The 16,670-nt window shown below is 48.7% G+C and carries 11 protein-coding genes and 1 riboswitch; of the genes, 7 read left to right on the top strand and 4 right to left on the bottom strand.

The window, feature by feature from the left end; translation table 11 throughout:
- Positions 1-279: 279 nt before the first annotated feature.
- Complete coding sequence (locus GJS45_RS05725) at positions 280-2,196, bottom strand: D-arabinono-1,4-lactone oxidase (RefSeq protein WP_162340521.1); 1,917 nt, start codon at positions 2,194-2,196, stop codon at positions 280-282.
- 167 nt (positions 2,197-2,363) lie between these two features.
- Positions 2,364-2,459: riboswitch (TPP riboswitch) on the top strand.
- A 71-nt stretch (positions 2,460-2,530) separates the two neighbouring features.
- Between GJS45_RS05725 and GJS45_RS05720 the strand changes: the two genes are divergently transcribed.
- The 7 genes from GJS45_RS05720 (at position 2,531) to GJS45_RS05690 (ending at position 12,528) form a co-directional block, all read left to right on the top strand.
- The gene (locus GJS45_RS05720) at positions 2,531-3,250 is read left to right on the top strand and encodes a class I SAM-dependent methyltransferase (protein ID WP_162340520.1); all 720 of its coding nucleotides are present in this window, start codon (positions 2,531-2,533) and stop codon (positions 3,248-3,250) included.
- A complete protein-coding gene (locus GJS45_RS05715; RefSeq protein ID WP_162340519.1) occupies positions 3,247-4,293 on the top strand; it encodes an AIR synthase-related protein in 1,047 nt (348 codons plus the stop codon). The genes GJS45_RS05720 and GJS45_RS05715 overlap by 4 nt, the downstream gene beginning before the upstream one ends.
- On the top strand, positions 4,290-4,955 hold the full coding sequence (locus GJS45_RS05710) for a thiamine phosphate synthase (protein WP_162340518.1): 666 nt from the start codon (positions 4,290-4,292) through the stop codon (positions 4,953-4,955). The genes GJS45_RS05715 and GJS45_RS05710 overlap by 4 nt, the downstream gene beginning before the upstream one ends.
- Positions 4,936-5,238 (top strand): Trm112 family protein, encoded by a 303-nt coding sequence (locus tag GJS45_RS05705; RefSeq protein WP_162340517.1) that lies wholly within the window; start codon positions 4,936-4,938, stop codon positions 5,236-5,238. Before GJS45_RS05710 ends, GJS45_RS05705 begins: the two co-directional genes overlap by 20 nt.
- 176 nt (positions 5,239-5,414) lie before the next feature.
- The gene (locus GJS45_RS05700; protein ID WP_162340516.1) at positions 5,415-7,376 is read left to right on the top strand and encodes a CASTOR/POLLUX-related putative ion channel; all 1,962 of its coding nucleotides are present in this window, start codon (positions 5,415-5,417) and stop codon (positions 7,374-7,376) included.
- A 436-nt stretch (positions 7,377-7,812) separates the two neighbouring features.
- A complete protein-coding gene (locus tag GJS45_RS05695) occupies positions 7,813-10,872 on the top strand; it encodes a SusC/RagA family TonB-linked outer membrane protein (protein ID WP_162340515.1) in 3,060 nt (1,019 codons plus the stop codon).
- A gap of 12 nt (positions 10,873-10,884) precedes the next feature.
- Positions 10,885-12,528, top strand: coding sequence for a RagB/SusD family nutrient uptake outer membrane protein (locus GJS45_RS05690; protein ID WP_162340514.1), 1,644 nt, complete (start codon positions 10,885-10,887; stop codon positions 12,526-12,528).
- A gap of 959 nt (positions 12,529-13,487) precedes the next feature.
- Here GJS45_RS05690 and GJS45_RS05685 read toward each other — a convergent pair.
- From GJS45_RS05685 to GJS45_RS05675, 3 genes are all read right to left on the bottom strand, one after another.
- Positions 13,488-14,882 carry an MATE family efflux transporter gene (locus tag GJS45_RS05685; RefSeq protein ID WP_162340513.1) on the bottom strand — a complete coding sequence of 465 codons (1,395 nt, stop codon included), beginning with the start codon at positions 14,880-14,882 and terminating at the stop codon, positions 13,488-13,490.
- Positions 14,883-15,012: 130 nt separating this feature from the next.
- Positions 15,013-16,080 (bottom strand): agmatinase family protein, encoded by a 1,068-nt coding sequence (locus GJS45_RS05680; RefSeq protein WP_162340512.1) that lies wholly within the window; start codon positions 16,078-16,080, stop codon positions 15,013-15,015.
- Positions 16,081-16,134: 54 nt separating this feature from the next.
- Positions 16,135-16,611, bottom strand: a complete 477-nt coding sequence (locus GJS45_RS05675; protein ID WP_162340511.1) for a SixA phosphatase family protein — start codon at positions 16,609-16,611, stop codon at positions 16,135-16,137.
- Positions 16,612-16,670: the final 59 nt, after the last annotated feature.

Genomic DNA, 16,670 nt, shown 5'->3' with positions numbered 1-16,670 from the left:
TTGAGATTGTAATTTTCTGTGATTTCCGTCCCTAAATCCCCCAACCCCCTTTGGAAAAGGGGGATTTGCTGAAATGGAAATTTTTTGCTGAAATTGCGTGATGTAGTTGGGCTGAATGACGGCAAGGTTTATGAATTCAGTAATCCCAACCGGTTACAATTCCCCCTTGACAAGGGGGATTTTGTTACGTAACTATCAATAAATCAATATATTGAATAGTGAAAGTGAAGGCAAGGGTTTTGGATACTGTAAATCCGAACGTGAACTAATCCCTGACCGTTACGATTGTTTGATCCGCTCCAGAAAAGCATTTCGGAAGGTGGCCCCTCCAAAAAACTCCTGTTCTTTTTCCCAGTCGTTGAATCCGGGAAAGGCTTTTTCTACCATTTCCCGGTGCCAGGGTTCTACCGATAGCCCCCAATGCGGTATGGCGCCCGCAGCGAGTAGCTCCCGCTCCAGTCGCATGAACAATGGCAGACTGCCCGTAACCCCTTTGACGCTTACCAACTCAATCATGCACATATCAGACTGCTGCATCATGGACAAATGCGCCGGACATTGTTTTACAAAACGCAGGGAAAACGGAGCGGCCAGCAGGTGATCGTAGCGCTGAGACTCCTCACAAACCCGAATAATCAGGTTTACTGCCTCAAAAACCTTGTCCAGGGGAAATCCAAACTCGATGGCATACCCATAGAACTTCAGTTCTCCCAGGCCCTGATCCAGAACGTTTCTCGCCAGGTCTTCGAAGCCTCCCCCCTCATCTCCGGTATGGTCCACCAGTCTTTTTATGGAGTTGTTCGTCATCCGGGGGATCGATAAATGGTTCTTATTAAACACCCAGGGAGAAAGTCTTCCTGAAATGGCAATGCCTGATATAAAAGTAGAAATGTAATTCCGCTCCCTTCCCGCATGGTGCTTTTCGTGTTGCTGCTGGCTGTAATTCCGGGTGGTTACCAGGCATTTTCGTTTTCGCTCTTCTTCCGTTCCCGCTTCCATGTCCCGGTAAGGGTTGATCAGTACCTCAAAATGCCTGTGGGCATTAATATATCGATACATATCCTGTTGCATTTCCGCTTTGACATCCTCCCAATTTCGCATGATTCGTTCTTCCATAAGCCGGTATTCCGGCTGGGCCTCCAGGATCATGGAAAAAATAATGCCCACCGAGCCGATGCCCACCATGACCGCATTGAATTTCTCGTCGTCCTGAATCAGGGTTATTTTGTGTTTGATAGCCATTTTATCCTTGGCGAATAGCTCCGGGTCGGTGACCCCATCGGTAGGTTCTACGCGAAAGACCTTCCCTCCTTTTCCGACCACGGTGATGGATTTTACAAATGCTGAAACCGGACCAATACCGATTCCTGATCCGTGGGTGGAGGTAGCAATGGCACCGGAAATGGATTGGATGCTGGATCCGCCCTGATTGATCAGGGCAAACCCATGATAGGTCAGTGCCTGGATCAAATGCCTGATTTTGGTTCCGCCCCCGGTTTCAAACAGGAAATGCCTTTCCTTGCGTTTCTTGTTTTCGTAATTAACCGTCACTTCAAAGCCAACCCGGTACGCCTCCTTAATACAGTCCTCGGCAGGCCGTTGGGTCATGTTCATGTGCTGGGTGCAAACCAGGTAATCCTCGCATTGCGCCACGGCTGTCAGCGCATGGCCTGAACCTACGGCCCGGATTTTTTTGTCGTTTTTTTCAGCCAGCTTAACCAATTCCACCACTTCTTCCAGCCCCTGGTAATCGTATCCGGTGCAAGCTTCATTTTTAGGCGAAAAATGCTCGTATTCGCCGTTGCCTGGTACAAAAAACCGCAGGGGTTCGGAAAAATGGTTGCCGTACCAATTACCCCATTTTTGCCGAACTTTTTTATCTTTTGAAAAGATGTCCTCCTGGGTCAATTCTTTATCCAGGGATAGCACCACCCGCTCGTGCGTTGCCATGTTTTTGTTCAGCCTATTCTCTATCAACCTCCGCACAACGCGCGGGGTGACCAGAAAATTGATCGTTCTTACCCAGCGACTTCGTTTTTGCCGGGAGCAGTGATTGGTCAGGGTATCATCAAGGATTTCGATGTGTTTGGGTACATTGTCCCGGTTGAAAACTACCTGGGTCACCAGGCGTAATAGTGCCCAGGAAACATGGGCATTTCCTTTTTTCCAAGTAAGAAATTTCGATACAACAGTCATGGGTTAAGGGGTTTCTTTTCAATGCTTTAGGAATAATAAGTATTTTCTGAAAAGATAAAAAATTGTAGAGCCATGTTTTTTGGGTGAATCAAAAAAGAAGGAGTCATTTGTTAAAAAAAAGCCAATTATTTGCTTCACCGGATAAATTGAATACTTTTGACTATTGAAATAATCGCACGGGGTGCTTGATGAATGTCAGGCTGAGATCAAACCCGAAACCTGATTTGGATAATGCCAACGTAGGGATGCTAGCCAGCCAAATTTCCATCGTGTTAGTTGCCGCTCCATTCCTTTGGCCAGTCCAATCGGATGGAATTTTTATGTTAATGCAACTATGGAAATAAAAAAGGCAGGAGGAGAACTGATCCCCCAACAACAGCAAAACTGGCAAAACCGGCCGGAATGGTTTTTTAACCGGAAACATACCGATACCTACGAACTTTGGTACGAAGGCCGGTACAAGCGGGCCGAAATCTGGCAAAAAAAGGTAATGGAGCAGTTGGTCTCCAAAGACAAGCGGATCCAAACGCTACTAGAGTTTGGCTGCGGCACCACCCGGTTTACCCGCTGGTGGAAAGAGATCGGCATTGAAGCCTCGGGAGGGGACATTTCCCCATTGATGCTTTCACAGGCCATCCACCTTTTTGAAGGGGATCTGGTCATGGCCGATTCCCATCACATGCCCTTCAAGGACAATACATTTGATGCCCTGGCTTTTATCACCACTTTCGAATATTACCAAGACCCGGTACGGGTTATCCGGGAAGCGGCAAGGGTGGCCCGGTATGGCATTGCCATGGGCATGATGAACCGCAATTCGCCAAAGGTACTAAGGCGCAGAGTTCAGCAACTCTTCGGAAAGAACCCTTTCTATGTGACGGCTACCTTTTATACCCCTGAAAAACTAATAGCATTAATCGAGGAAGCCTTAAAAGGAAGATCTTATACCATCGAATGGAGCTGCACCGGCCTGCCCAAGTGGTTTCCGGTACAGCAGTGGCGAATACCTTATGGCGATTTCTTTGGATTATACATACAACTACATGACGAATGAGCAATACGATTGGAAAAATAGATGAAACGTTTCTGGAGACCTTTATCGCCTCAAGATGCGGAGAAAAACGGCCGGAAGTGCTGGTGAAACCGGGTTTTGGCCTGGATGTATCGTTGGTGGCCTTGCCTGGAAATCAGGTCATGGCCCTAACCAGCGATCCCCTATCGCTGATCCCCGGTTTGGGATTGCAGGAGTCCGCCTGGCTATCGGTGCAATTGATGGCCAATGACATGGCTACCACTGGCTTTGCCCCTCAATACGGTCAATTTGTGTTAAACCTTCCTGCTGAGTTTAGCCAGGAGGATTTTAAAACCTACTGGGAGCATATCCACACTTTTTGCCAGAAAATGGGCATGGCCATCACCGGCGGGCATACCGGATTTGTTGCCGGGCAAAATTCTACCATCGCCGGAGGGGGTACCTTTATCAGCATTCTTCCCGCTGATCAAGCGCTGACCGCTGACAAAGCACAGGCAGGCGAGGTACTGCTGGTGACCAAATCGGCGGCCATTTCTTCTGCTGCCATTCTGGCGATGAGTTTTCCGGAAACCATCCAGAATCGGATAGGCCGGGAACGATACCTAGCGGCCTATGGCGCTTTCTATGATACTTCCTCTCTGCAAGATGGCCTGGAGGCAAAAGGAACCGCTAGCGATGTTACCGCCATGCACGATGTCACCGAAGGAGGAATACTGGGAGCCATTTACGAATTGGCAACCGCTGCCGGTTGTGGCGTGCATCTAGACAAAGACAAACTTCCGGTTGGACCCGCGCAGGCTGCTGTCTGTGATGTTTTTGATTTGGACCCCCTGCATTGTATTGGGGCGGGCTCCATGATCATTGCCTGCAAAAAGGAAAATGCCGCATCGGTGGAGGAAAGGCTACTATCAGCGGGTATCCCCTGCGCAGCAGTAGGAGAATTGACCGATGCCAGCCAGGGCATGGTGCTAGCAGAAAATGGCCAGGGCAACGCACTCGTTTATCAGAAAAAAGATCCGTACTGGGCGGCCTTTTTTCAAGCCAGCAAACAAGGATGGAAATGAAAAGACTAAACCTAAGCTCCGAAAAAGGAATCTACCTGGTCCTTGACCCACAGGCAAAACCCGAAGAGGAATTGTTTCAGGATTTAAAAGGGGTGTTTCAGTATCCGCTCATTGCCGTACAAATTTGGGATCATTTTAGCCCGGAACAGGATGCAAGAGCATTCATTGAGAATGTTTGTGAGTTGGCCAATCCCTATCTCTTTCCGGTTTTGATCAATAATTCCTGGGAATGGGTAAATAAAACGGCACTCGATGGGGTTCATTTTGATCAAATTCCTGCCGATTTTACTCCTATCAGAAAGCGTTTGCCGAAAAATACCCTCCTGGGACTGACCTGTACAAATGATTTGTCCTTGCTTCAAAAAGCAGAAGAAAAGGGTTTCGACTACCTCTCCTTCTGTTCGGTATTCCCTTCTGCCAATGCGGGAGCTTGTGAATTGGTCAGCAAGGGCACCCTTCGGAAAGCGGCTGAATGCAGCAACTTACCGTTTTTTTTGGCAGGGGGAATCCGGACGGACAACCTCGGCGAATTGGCATCCATACCCCACCAGGGACTGGCCCTGATCTCCGGCATCATGGGACAAGCCAACCCGGCAAAAGCCATGGAACAGTTTTCATACCTACTTAAAACGAAAAAAAGTAATGAAGTTAACAACGATTGAAAAATTATGTTGTCCCTTTGACCGATCGGATTTGGAATTGACGCGAATTACCGAGGACCTGGATGGTACGATAGAAGAGGGTTGGCTGTATTGTGCGCAATGCAAACGGATGTACCCCATTGTAAAAGGCATTCCCATCATGAATCCGGATGAATACCGGGAATTTAGCCTGGAAAAGCCCCTCCTGGAGCGTTGGCAAAAGCAATTGAAAGGAAAGCAGGTGAAAAATTTCAAGCTACTGGATAAGGAGCAGGAAGAGGCGGATACGACGGACAATCCCTGATTAGATTTATTCTTAGCGACAGGACACCCTATAACGCTGCTTTCCCGCTATGCACGAATTCGAGTTAAAAATAATGGGATTTGGGGTGGAACGAGATCTGGTGCTAAAACCGATTCGTTTAATCTGATGAATTAGGTATATTGGGGCAGAAAAACCAACCACCTTTAACTACCCCTATGCCACTCAAAAAACTCCGTATTCGCCAAAAGATTCTTTTCACCCTTGAACGGCAATTGGTAAAAGGTGCCCAATTCCAGCTGTTACTGGTCGCGGCTTTTATTGGGCTCATATCCCTGGTCGGGGGGCTTTTGGTCATGCCATCCGGACCTCCCACTTCCACCTTTGGAGAATCGGTTTGGTGGGCCTTTTTACGCCTTTCCGATCCCGGTTACCTGGGGGATGATGAGGGAGGCTGGCGGCGGTTTATTTCCACGCTGATCACCGTTGCCGGTTACGTGGTGTTTCTGGGTTCGCTGGTCGCCATCATTACTACCTGGATGAACCGAAAGATCCGGCATCTGGAGCAGGGACTGACTCCGGTCACGGCAAATAACCACCTATTGATTCTGGGTTGGTCCAACCGTACCATCCATATCGCAGCGGAAATTTTTCAGTCGGTAGGAAGAATCAAGCGATTTTTAATTCGTTTTGGTGCCCGAAAACTACAACTAATTATCCTTTCGGAAGAAGTCGGGCCTTTCCAATTGCAGGAACTTAAAGACCATCCCATCATCGGGAAACGGGCGAATGAAATTGTTTTACGCACCGGGCTGGCAATAGACCGGGAACACCTGCGCCGGGTAGACAGCCTGAATGCCTCAGCCATCATTATTCCCAGTTTGGCTTATGGCAAACGGGAGCTGATCAGTCCGGATATTGAAACCATTAAATGCCTGCTTTCCCTCAATGCAGAAGCCAGCCTACATCGGAGACATAAATTACCCTATGTGGTAGCTGAAATTCAGGATGAATATAAGGTAAAGGCCGCGTACAGAGCTTACTCGGGGCCCCTGGAGGTAGTCGGTAGCAATACCATTATCAGCAGGTTGATGGCGCAGAATATCCGGCATCCGGGGCTTTCGGAAGTTTACAATGAAATCCTGTCCCAGATCGTAAACAACAACCTTTTTTGCCAAAACTTCCCCGATCTCATCGGGTATTCCCTGGGAAGTATAAAAAAAGCTTTTACCAAAGCCGTCGTGATGGGGGTAGTAAGCAATTCATCGGATCGATACATTCCGAAGTTGAATATTCCAGAAAGTCACATTCTGGAAAAGGGGGAGCGGCTAGTGGTAATGGCCCGGAATTCTGAGGACCTGGTTTGGAAAACCGCTTCCCTTTCCAAAGAGGTACCTACTTCGTTCCTTCGATCCCCATTAGCACCCGAGGAAACGAGCGAAACCATCCGGGTGTTGATTTTGGGTTGGAATGAGCATGTCCCTTCCCTGATCAAGGAATTATGTTCTTACGAAGAGGAGACCTACTTTGTCCGCCTGGTGGCCATGCGACCCGTCATGGAAAGGGAAAAGGAACTGCAGTTTCTAAAAGAAAACCCTAATAGGGTTTCACTCGAACATGTGGTAGCCGATTATATCCGGGAGTCGGAAATCCAAAAAACCGGAGCCGAAACCTTTGACCACATACTGATGATCAGTAGCGACCGCATGGAAGAGGAGGAAGAGGCCGATGCCCGTACCATGGTAGGGTATGTTTTACTGGAGGAAGTATTGGAAAAAGCCAAAAAAAGACCTTCGGTATTGCTTGAACTGGCAGATCCCAGCAATGAATCCCTGATCCGGCGCTATCAAAGTGAGGTAATTATCAGCCCGATGGTATTAAGTCACCTGCTGGCAGGTATTGCCCTGCAGCGGGAGCTAAGTAGTATTTATAACGAATTATTTACCGTAGGAGGAGCGGAAATTATTTTTAGAGAAATCTGCACCTATGGCATTTCCCCCGGAGAAATCGCTTTCCATGAAATCGAATCCCTGGCAGCATCCCATGGAGAAACAGCCCTTGGCCTGGCCCTGCAGCCGAAACCACGCAGAAAAAACCACCTGCTCCTCAATCCGGACAAGAACCGAAAGATCGTTCTTTCCGAACAAGATCGATTGGTGGTGTTGACCACGGTTTACTAATACTCAATTTAGATAATCCCCCGATTTTTATTGCTTGGGAAACCCTTGGAAATCCTAGCCTTTAACTTTTTGATGCTTCTCCAGTTAAACGCTTAATAGTTACGCAATAATAACGTAAATCACAGATAACGTTTAATATCCATAATTATTGTACATTCGATTAATAAAATACTTATATTGGAAAATATATTCCTTTACTGATTTAAAGTTTCCCTACTTATCTCTGAAATAATATTTTTTTTTCACCAGTAAATCCAGCCTGGTTGAAAAATAATTAATGGCTTGCTATATTATTTATTCGCTTCCTTAACCAACCCAGAAATGGCCTATTTTGACACCTCTTAAAAGATTTACCAAGGACCATCCAGCACTTCATTTACTCTTTACCATCCATCCAAAGAACTTTAAGTAATCATTTACCCTTTTCACAAAACCAATGAATCAGAACTTATCGGACCCACCCAGCCGGTCCATTACACACATACTGTTGGGACTACTGCTGTTCCTGTTTATTTCGACTCCCTGCCTGTTTGCGCAAAACACCACGCTGACTGGCAATGTATATGACGAAAATCAGTCGCCGCTTCCGGGGGCCACTATTACTGTAGAGGGTACCACGCGAGGTACTGTTACGGATATTGACGGAAACTTTTCCCTGGATGTAAGGGGAAACGAGGTTCTGGTCGTGTCCTTTATTGGATACCAATCTTCACGACTGGAGGTAAACAATCAAAATTCCCTGACCGTTAACCTGGTTCCGGACCAATCCATCATGCAAGAAGTCGTGGTAGTAGGATACGGTTTTCAGCGTAAATCGGATCTGACCGGATCGGTCGGATCGCTAAAAGAAGAAAGTTTTAACCGAGGTGTCATTGTTTCTCCGGAACAATTGCTGCAAGGTAAGATTGCCGGTGTGAACGTCACGGCTTCCAGTGGTGCTCCGGGTGCTGCCATGAAACTGACCATTCGAGGTCCCGGAACAGTACGAAGTGGTAGCGGGCCACTTTACGTCGTAGACGGAGTAGCCCTGGATAATTCTTCGCCTACCACAAGCGGGGCAGACCTGGGGGCATCGTCTTCTGCACCCTCCAACCCTTTAAACTTTTTAAATCCCAATGACATCCAATCGATTGACGTGCTGAAAGATGCCTCTGCCACTGCTATCTATGGGTCTCGCGGAGCCAACGGTGTCGTGCTTATTACCACTAAAAAAGGAGCTGGCCTAAGCCCACAATTGAATTACAACAGCAATTTTTCCTTCGGAAGGGTAAATAAAACCATCGACGTACTCCATGCAGATCAATTCACCGACTTTACCAATGAGTTTGGGGATCCGAGCAATATTGGATCCGCTTCCACTTTCTGGCAGGATGAAATCTTCCGGTCCTCTTTTACGCACGACCACAATGTATCCTACGGTGGGGTGACGAAAAATGGAAGCTTTTATGCCTCCCTCAGCGCGCTTGATCAGGAAGGTGTGGTAAAGCAGAGTGCTATGAAAAGGTATACAGCCCGGATGAACATGAACCAGTCTTTTATCAATGACAGGCTAAGTTTAGGCATCAATTTGACCACTAGTCATACCCGAACCGACTCCCCGCCCATTGGTGATAATGCCGGAGTGGGAGGAGATGCCCTATCCAATGCCCTGACAGCCAATCCGACCTATCCTACCCGAAACCCGGACGGGTCCACCTTTTTGTTTCCAGAAGGAATCAACCCTCTGATGATGATGGAGATTTACACGGATTTTGCGAAGGTAAACCGCGTGCTAGGCAATATCGATCTGGGTTTTGAAATCACCCGGGGATTGACCTACAAACTGAATGTAGCCGTGGATAATGCCACCGGCTCTCGCATCAGCCAAATCAGCCGCCATTCGGTGCAGCGGCTTCCTCATCCAGGGGGCAGACTACAGGACAGCAGCAATGAAAATGGTAATTTTCTTACCGAAAGTTTCCTGAGTTACCAGTTTGCTCTGGATGGTGGATCCCATGATTTCAACGTGTTGCTTGGCTATTCCTATCAAGAGTTCACTAATTCGTTCCGGTATTGGACCATTAATAATTTTGCTACTACCGAAATAGAAGCCTACAGAAATCCGGGCATTGGCTCAGATTTAACCATCGGAAATAACCGCCCTGGCGGAGGGGCTTCCGTAAATGAATTGCAATCTTTCTTCAGTAGAGTCAATTACAATTTTGACGAAAAGTATTATTTCACGGGTACGGTTCGGGCGGATGGATCCTCCCGGTTTGGGGGCGATAATAGGTACGGAATATTTCCCTCCTTTTCCGCTGCCTGGCAGCTATCCAACGAGGAGTTTCTGAAGTCCAGTTCTTCCTTGTCCTCTCTGAGAATGAGAGCTGGCTGGGGACAAACGGGGAATCAGGACATTCCCTCCTACATTACCCAACAGTTGCTGACCGTCAATACCGGCTCCGGATCAGGTTATGCCTTAGGTTTGGGGCCTAACGCACCCGTATCTCCGGGGATTAACTTTGTGCGACTCCAGAATCCGGGCATCAAATGGGAAGTTTCCTCTCAAACCAATGTAGGGGTGGACTTTGGTTTTCTAAATGAATCCCTCTACGGGACGGTGGATGTTTTCCGGAAAATCTCCAGTGATATCCTATGGGAAACCCAAACAGGAGTGGATCCCATTGTGGCGACTTCTTCCTTTTGGAGCAACTATCCCATGGAAATCGAAAATTCCGGAATTGAAATTTCCCTGGGCTACCGAAAAGACCTCGGTAGGGATTTCACCATGGACCTGGGAGGAAACATCAGTTTCTTGCGAAACAATGTCACCAATCTTCCTGTCACCATATTGCGTACCGGAGGGATTGGTGGCCCCGGCCTTTCCGGGGTACAGGTAAATGGTTTCCTGAACGAGCTACCGGTCGGAACCTTTTGGGTGCACGATTGGATCGGTTTTGATGAAGCCGGAAACAACCGCTTCAGAGACCTGGATGGGGACGGTTTGATTACCGATGCTGATTTTGTTAACGGCGGATCGGGTTTACCCACGAGTACCTTCGGTTTTTACAGTAGCCTCGTGTACAAAAACCTCGACCTGGTTTTGAATTTTAACGGGGTCGCCGGAAATCAGATCTATTGGAACGATGAAAATGCCTATTTCAACCTGCCTCGACTGGTCGCCGGAAACAACGTCTCCACGAACGTGCTGGATTTTCCGGAGGAAAGCCGTACCAACTCGGCCTCTCCCTCCACCCGATTTATACACGACGGAGATTTCCTACGCCTGAACAACGCAAGTTTGGGGTATTCCTTTAATACAATGGGAATAGACTGGCTTCAAAAGTTACGTCTCTCCCTAACCGGCCAAAACCTCTTGACCTTTACCAACTACCCCGGTTTCGATCCTGAAGTCGATACGCCCCGCTCAAACGGAGGCTTTGTGTCTACCGGAATCGACGGTACGCGATACCCCACGGCCAGAACGATTATTTTAGGACTAAGCTGTACTTTCTAACTCACCATCCACATGAAAAATATTAGTAAACTCTTGTTTATAGGACTTCTTAGCTTCGGATGTACGGATTTATCCGAAGAAATACTGGACACAGCAGTAGGCACAGGCGTCTTGGAGGCACCGGAAGCACCCGATCTGGTGATGGCTCCGGTTTATGCCCGGTTAAACTCCACTTATGGGCAGCACAATTGGCTGTTTAACCTTCAATCCATTGCCTCAGATGAATCCATTGTACCATTCCGGGGAGGCACTGACTGGTTTGATGGGGGCATATTCATTGAAATGCACCAGCACAGTTGGACGCCATTTCACAGTACTGTTCGGGACGTTTGGTCTCACCTGACCCAGGGCGTGGCCCGTGCTGCCGGTGCCCGACAAACGCTGGAAGAAATCAATGGTCCCGATCGGTACCTTGCCGAGGCCCGTGCCATGGGTGCCTTTTATAACCTTCACCTGTTGGACCTTTACGGTGTTTCATTTGAAAAACTACCGGAAGACGTGGGAACTCCGCAATTATCCCGGGTTCTCCGGGGAGCGGATGCCATTGATTTTATTTTAACTGAACTGGATGCGGCAGAGCCTGCGCTGGGCAGCCGGGCAGAGGTCGGATCGGTACGGTTTTCAAAGGCAGCCGCCTGGGGAATAAAAGCCCGCCTTTTGCTCAACAAAGCCGTCTACAGTGACCGGTATGCCTCCACATTTACCTTTGATGAATCAGATATGACTGAAGTTATTAGTTTAACCAGCCAGATTATCGATTCTGGAGACTATGCGCTAGAAATGGAGGACTATTTTTCTATCTGGAACGTGGACAACCACGACCATCCCGAGCATGTCTTTGCTTTTGATCAACGGCTGGCAACCGGTGGTTCCAATCGGCTTGCCTGGTTTGGCTCTTCCAGAAGCCGCCACGGCTCTCTGACCAATATCCTTGCCGTGGGCAGCGATGGCGTGTCCCTGACAACCGATTTCTTTAACAAATGGGAAGGAAATCACGAAGATCCCCGTTTCTTTCAACGCAATTTGCCTGATGGCGGATCCATCCCGGAATCCGATTTTCGTTGGAACCGAGGCATCCAATTCGGTCAGCAGTACGGCATCGTTTTGGACGAGAGCAACCGCTTCAAACGCACGCCGGATGGGGAGCTGGTTATCGAAAAACTGGTCAACCGAACCCGTACCGGTGAAGATGTAGTGTATACCATCGAAGTCGATCTGGGTGACAACAGGGGGCATAGCAACGGTCCCAGAGCCTTTAAAATCGACTTCGATCCTGAAGCCCAAACCGGACAATGCTGCAGCCGGGTAAACCTTCCCATTTTAAGAATGGGTGACGTGTACCTGATGCGAGCCGAAGGCCAATTCAGAAATGGAAATCCGGTAGCCGCTTTGGCGGACTTGAATGCCCTGCGCACCGCGAGGGGAGCGGAGCTTCTTAGCGAGGTAGACCTTGATATCATTCACCGGGAGCGAACCTTCGAACTCTACACCGAAATGCTGGCTCGAACGGATGCCATCCGCTTTGGAAAATGGGAAAATGCCTGGATTGATAAAAGCAGCTCCAATCCAATCCGCAGGCTATACCCCATTCCTCAAGGAGTAATTGATGCAGCCAGCGGGTCCCCCGGTTTTCTTGAACAAAATGAGGGGTATTAAACCCCTGAGTTAATTCATCAAATTAACATCAAAGCCGACTTTCGTCCTGTAAGTCGGCTTTTTTTGCAAGCAGCTCAAAACGAATTCTAGCCATTTTCAAAAGTCAATCAGAATCAACGAACAGCCTTTTTCGGCCCAATGCAACATTTTATACCCTATTTGGTTACAAATGAGTACCCCCGAATCCATTCGTATTGGTTAGCTTTACATTGTTGAAAGGATATAACTCACAAAGCTATTTACCTTATCAATACCTATTTTACCTAACCTAACTACCGATCTGCTGAACGATCGGTAGTTTTGTTTTTACCCCGTCGTCGTTTGTTTCAGGAGGACAAGTCAACGGGTAATGGCTTTGGTTGTTTTTTTGTTCGTCACCTATTCGCTATCTGTGGCAGCCAAGCCCCTCCCCCTCGCTAAGTCCCTACGTCCCAGCATCTCTTAGTCTCCTTACCGTCATTGCGAGCGCAGCGAAGCAATCTGAACCGAAGCGTATCCACAAGTAGGTCCTAGAAATGAAATAGAGATCGAGTGACGAGCACATACCCCGACAGACTGCCGCGGGTGCTGGAGTGTTCACTACCATTCGAATTAATTCACGTCTGCACCCTACCGATGACGTATTTTATAAGTATTTGGTTTTCAATATGATATAATCACTTCAAAATTATACCGTCATCCCGATTTCTGCGTTTTTTAAAATGTTAATTCTCGCAGTGACGCCACTGTCAGCTCATCCAATCACCACATCATGCCTTTTTACGCTGGGCCTGTCGAAGTCCGACTCTGCTTCCTTTTTAGGCTGAGCCCGTCAAAGTCCGACAAGCTCAGGAACCACGGGCGCCGATCATGTCACTGTCTATAAGTCCCACTGAATCAAAGTCACTCCGTCTCCCCCTCTCTTAATCACTCAGCCCCTTTGTCTCCATTTCTCAAAGTCAGCCCCTCTCTCAATACGCTCAGGCCTTCGCAAACTTCCACCGCCCTTTTCTAAAAAACCATAACGCAATTACAGCATGAAGGGAATGGCAAAAAGCAATCGTGCTAAAAATTCCCAGCGTACCCAAATGGAAGGTAATTGCCAGGACATAAGCCATGGGGATTTCCAGCAACCAAAACACTCCCACATTGATATAAGCAGGGGTTCTGGTATCTCCAGCGCCATTAAAAGCTTGTACCATGACCATGCCCACCGCGTAAAAGATATACCCCAAAACGGTTACTTTTAATCCAGTAGCGGCAATTTCCCTCACTTCCTCTCCTTGCACAAATATGCCGGCCAGACTATCTGCAAACAGCAGGTAAACAAGGGTGACGCAGGCCAGGAAGATAAAGTTGTAGCGGGCTGTCAGGTAGGTAGCAAGTTCTGCCCGGAAGGCTTTCCCAGCCCCCAGGTTCTGCCCCACCAGCGTGGCAGCAGCCGAGGAGAGCCCCCAGGCTGGCATCAGGCTAAAGAGCAAAATCCGGAAGGCAATGGTATATCCGGCCACCGCAGCACTGCCAAACTCTGCGGCGATTCGGGTAAGCACGATCCAGGCAGCCGAATCCACCAGAAACTGCCCCATTCCCCCGACGGATATGCGAATGATTTTCTGAAGGGTTACCCAACGAACTTTCAGGTTTTGCCGGCCAATGACCAGGCGGTGCTTGCCGTTCACCAAATGGTATACCTGGTACAGCACGCCCACACTTCTTCCGATGGTGGTGGCCCAGGCAGCACCTACCAGGCCAAAGCCTTCGAAGGAACCCAGGCCAAAAATCAACAGGGGGTCCAAAACGATGTTCAAGCCATTGGAAATCCAAAGTGCCCGCATGGCCAGATGGGGCGCACCGGCACCCCTGAAAATCCCGTTGATTAGAAACAAGAGCATAATGGCCGTATTTCCAGCAAAAATGATTTCCGTATAGGCCGTTCCTATTTGCAACACCTCCAATTCCGCTCCCATGATGGCCAGTATTTCCCCGGAGTAAACGTATCCTCCCATCCCCAACGCCAGGGAGGCGACCACGCCTACCAGCAGCAATTGAAAAGCAACGGTACCGGCCCGCTTATAGTTTTTCTCACCAAAGCGGCGGGCCACCATGGCCGTTCCAGCCATACTGATGCCCACTCCCAGCGAATAAATAATGGTGAGTACGGCCTCGGTAAGTCCCACTGTGGCCACGGCGTCCTCTCCCAGCCTGCCTACAAAAAATATGTCCACCACGGCAAACAGGGATTCCATGATCATTTCCAGAATCATGGGAACCGCCAGCAGCACAATCCCCGTTTTTATGGAGATACGGGTATAGTCCTGCTCCTTACCCCGAATGGATTCGCTGATTAATTGCCAGAAAGGAACGCGCTTTTTCATCAGAAAAAAATTGAGCAGCAAATATCGGAATATTGCGCCGGATTTTCTCTTGTCACAGGAAAGGAAATTTAGATTAACTGGGATTACGTTCTTAAATCGCTCCCGACACTGATCGGGAGGGATTTTTTCACTAAGCCCAATCCAACTTGCCCTGCGAGACGGCGGCCAGATTGGCGATCCGGTATAAGACACGGGCACCGACGTTGGCATCCCATTCCCCTCCATCCGTACCAGGTGCTACTTCTACCAGGTCAAATCCAATTAGTTTCCTGCCGGATGTGACCAACAATTTAATTAAATGCATCAGTTGCTGGTAATCCAGTCCACCGGGCACCGGGGTGCCAGTATTCGGACACAACTGGGGAATTAACCCGTCTATATCGACGCTAAGGTATACCTGCTCCGGCAATTCTGCGATGATTTCCTGGCAAAGGGTATCCCAGGTTTTGCCCCGGAACAATTGCTCCTTTAAATTGCTGTCGGTAAACATCCGGCAACGGGCATCGGCTTGGCTGAGATTCCATTCCTGTTCGCAGAAATCCCGAACCCCAACCTGTACCAGTCGCTGCAGCTGCGGTATTTTTAGAAAATTGTGGGCAATCGACGCATGGGAAAATTCGAAGCCTTCGTAAGCCGTCCGCAAATCGGCGTGCGCATCGATTTGCAGGATACCAAAAGCTTCGTCTCGTTCTGCCAGGGCCTGGACCAGGCCTAAGGGGGTGCTATGGTCCCCACCCAGTAAGCCCACCAATTTGCCTTGATCCAATTGACCTTTTGCCTGCCGGTACACCCAATCGTTCATTTCCCGGCAGGCACCGTTGATAATTTCCGGAACGGCTGCAAAACGTTCGTCCTGATCCGGCTGCGAACCGGCCTGCAACCATTGGATGTAGTTTTCGGCCAGAAATCGGTACTTGTTATTTGCTGCTTCGATATCCTGATCTATCGGCAGCATGGAGATTCCCAGCTTCCAGGCATCGCGGATGTCTTCTTGAAACAAATCCACCTGAACGGAAGCTTCAAGAATGGCTGCGGCTCCCCTTGCCGTACCCGAGCTGTAAGACACCGTCACCTCCCAGGGCACGGGTAGTATCGTCAATTGGCTGTTTTCGGGCTCGAAGGGAAGTCCAAACAATTTTCCTGAGATCCCCAAGCCATTTGGGTCAAAATTAGTAATAGGCGCATTTCTATCTGACATGTGTGTGGATTGTATTGAACGAATTGAAAAATAACCGAAGAAACCTGAAGTGGGTTATTGCAGGATTTCCTCCAGGGTACCTGCATCTTTGGATACCGCGACCCAATCCAGCTCCTGAAAATGTATGCGTGCCATCATCCCGGGAGAGAATACCAGGTGGGATTCGCCGGTAAGGTAGGCGGCCATCTGACTAATGGCAGGGTTATGCCCTACCAGGATCCCATGATTTACGCCCGGAGGAAAATCAGTGATTACCCGTAGCAATTCTTCCCGCCCGGCCCGATAGATACTGGAAACGGAAACCAGGGTTTTGACTTTCAATTCCCGCGCAAGGATCTCGGCCGTATGCCGGCAGCGTGTTGCAGGACTGTGGACCAGGTAATCGCAGGCTTGACGGTTGATGGCCAGCAATTTCCCCAGCCGCTGTAATTGTTGCATACCGGCAGAAGTCAGTTTCCTGTCCTTATCGTCCACTGCGAAAGAGGGAGCTTCCGCCTGCCCGTGTCGGGCCAATAGTAGTTCCTTAACCATAAGCATTCGTTGGTCTGTTCTTTGAAAATTAAATATGTAGATTTTACGTGGGCAATAAA

The organism is Cyclobacterium salsum (assembly GCF_010119245.1).
In the GTDB taxonomy this organism is placed as follows: domain Bacteria; phylum Bacteroidota; class Bacteroidia; order Cytophagales; family Cyclobacteriaceae; genus Cyclobacterium; species Cyclobacterium salsum.
This window is presented reverse-complemented; position numbering and strand designations above follow the sequence as displayed.